This window comes from Bacillus thermotolerans (assembly GCF_000812025.2).
Classification (GTDB): domain Bacteria; phylum Bacillota; class Bacilli; order Bacillales; family Domibacillaceae; genus Quasibacillus; species Quasibacillus thermotolerans.
The window spans coordinates 1-1,664 of record NZ_JWJE02000103.1; the positions used below are offsets into that span (position 1 = coordinate 1).

The 1,664-nt window shown below is 50.2% G+C and carries 15 tRNA genes and 1 rRNA gene; all 16 read right to left on the reverse strand.

The features are described from left to right. Positions 1-256: 256 nt before the first annotated feature. Positions 257-338, reverse strand: a tRNA-Leu gene (locus tag QY97_RS18890). 9 nt (positions 339-347) lie between these two features. Next, positions 348-421: transfer RNA gene (locus QY97_RS18895), tRNA-Cys, on the reverse strand. Between the two features lie 10 nt (positions 422-431). Then, a tRNA-Gly gene (locus QY97_RS18900) sits at positions 432-503 on the reverse strand. A gap of 3 nt (positions 504-506) precedes the next feature. Beyond that, a tRNA-Gln gene (locus tag QY97_RS18905) sits at positions 507-578 on the reverse strand. Positions 579-584: 6 nt separating this feature from the next. Next, positions 585-660, reverse strand: a tRNA-His gene (locus QY97_RS18910). Positions 661-682: 22 nt separating this feature from the next. Next, positions 683-756 (reverse strand) — tRNA-Trp (locus QY97_RS18915). A 7-nt stretch (positions 757-763) separates the two neighbouring features. Continuing rightward, positions 764-848: transfer RNA gene (locus tag QY97_RS18920), tRNA-Tyr, on the reverse strand. A 5-nt stretch (positions 849-853) separates the two neighbouring features. After that, positions 854-926 (reverse strand) — tRNA-Thr (locus QY97_RS18925). Positions 927-934: 8 nt separating this feature from the next. Then, positions 935-1,007, reverse strand: a tRNA-Phe gene (locus QY97_RS18930). Between the two features lie 15 nt (positions 1,008-1,022). Beyond that, positions 1,023-1,099, reverse strand: a tRNA-Asp gene (locus QY97_RS18935). 4 nt (positions 1,100-1,103) lie between these two features. Next, positions 1,104-1,177 (reverse strand) — tRNA-Met (locus QY97_RS18940). A 23-nt stretch (positions 1,178-1,200) separates the two neighbouring features. Continuing rightward, positions 1,201-1,276: transfer RNA gene (locus QY97_RS18945), tRNA-Val, on the reverse strand. A gap of 3 nt (positions 1,277-1,279) precedes the next feature. Then, a tRNA-Glu gene (locus QY97_RS18950) sits at positions 1,280-1,354 on the reverse strand. 26 nt (positions 1,355-1,380) lie between these two features. Further along, a tRNA-Ser gene (locus QY97_RS18955) sits at positions 1,381-1,473 on the reverse strand. Positions 1,474-1,478: 5 nt separating this feature from the next. Beyond that, positions 1,479-1,553 (reverse strand) — tRNA-Asn (locus QY97_RS18960). Between the two features lie 18 nt (positions 1,554-1,571). After that, a 5S ribosomal RNA gene (gene rrf / locus QY97_RS19740) occupies positions 1,572-1,664 on the reverse strand; the annotation flags it as partial.

Below are 1,664 nucleotides of genomic sequence, written 5' to 3' on the forward strand. Positions count from 1 at the left end.
TCGACAATTCAAGTATAAAAGAATGAGGAGTTTGCGTGTTTTTTTATGCACACAAAATTTTGTTTAAACCCCAACAAATATTATAGAGCCATTAAAAAAGCGGTGTAAAATGGTGTAAAAAATGGTGTAAAATTAAATAAAATTGTACAGAATTGTATCCCATTTAAAATATACAAAAAAGGCTCAAGAACATTGATATACCAACGTTCTTGAGCCTTTTTACGTTTGTTTAAAAGTAATGAAACTCATTCAAAGATACCGGTGGCCGGGGTCGAACCGGCACTCCCGAAGGAACACGATTTTGAGTCGTGCGCGTCTGCCAATTCCGCCACACCGGCATATTATTATGGAGGCGGCAACCGGATTCGAACCGGTGGTAAAGGTTTTGCAGACCTCTGCCTTACCACTTGGCTATGCCGCCAAAGACTAAGAGCGGAAGACGGGATTCGAACCCGCGACCCCCACCTTGGCAAGGTGGTGTTCTACCACTGAACTACTTCCGCATACTGGGCTAGCAGGATTCGAACCTGCGCATGACGGAGTCAAAGTCCGGTGCCTTACCGCTTGGCTATAGCCCAATAATATGGGGCGATCGATGGGAATCGAACCCACGAGTGTCGGAGCCACAATCCGATGCGTTAACCACTTCGCCACGACCGCCATAATAATATATGATTTAAATTGGCAGGGGCAGTAGGAATCGAACCCACACTGGAGGTTTTGGAGACCTCTGTTCTACCGTTAAACTATGCCCCTATAAGAATGGTGGAGGGGGACGGATTCGAACCGCCGAACCCTGAGGGAGCGGATTTACAGTCCGCCGCGTTTAGCCACTTCGCTACCCCTCCACAAATGCCGGCAAGAGGACTTGAACCCCCAACCTACTGATTACAAGTCAGTTGCTCTACCAATTGAGCTACACCGGCATAAATGATGGCTCAGGACGGAATCGAACCGCCGACACATGGATTTTCAGTCCATTGCTCTACCGACTGAGCTACTGAGCCTAACTTATGTATAAATGGCGGTCCGGACGGGACTCGAACCCGCGACCTCCTGCGTGACAGGCAGGCATTCTAACCAACTGAACTACCGGACCATAATTGCGGGGGCAGGATTTGAACCTGCGACCTTCGGGTTATGAGCCCGACGAGCTACCGAACTGCTCCACCCCGCGGCAACAATATAATAAAACTTACATGGTGGAGGATGACGGGCTCGAACCGCCGACCCTCTGCTTGTAAGGCAGATGCTCTCCCAGCTGAGCTAATCCTCCACATGGTGACCCCTACGGGATTCGAACCCGTGTTACCGCCGTGAAAGGGCGGTGTCTTAACCGCTTGACCAAGGGGCCGTAATTAAGAATGTTACTGGTTATAATGGCGGAGAGCAAGGGATTCGAACCCTTGAGACGGCGGTAACCGTCTACACGATTTCCAATCGTGCTCCTTCGGCCAGCTCGGACAGCTCTCCATAATTGGCTCCGCAGGCAAGATTCGAACTTGCGACCGATCGGTTAACAGCCGATTGCTCTACCACTGAGCTACTGCGGAATAAAGATTAATTAAATAGCCTGGCAGCGTCCTACTCTCACAGGGGGAAGCCCCCAACTACCATCGGCGCTGAAGAGCTTAACTTCCGTGTTCGGGATGGGAACGGGTGTG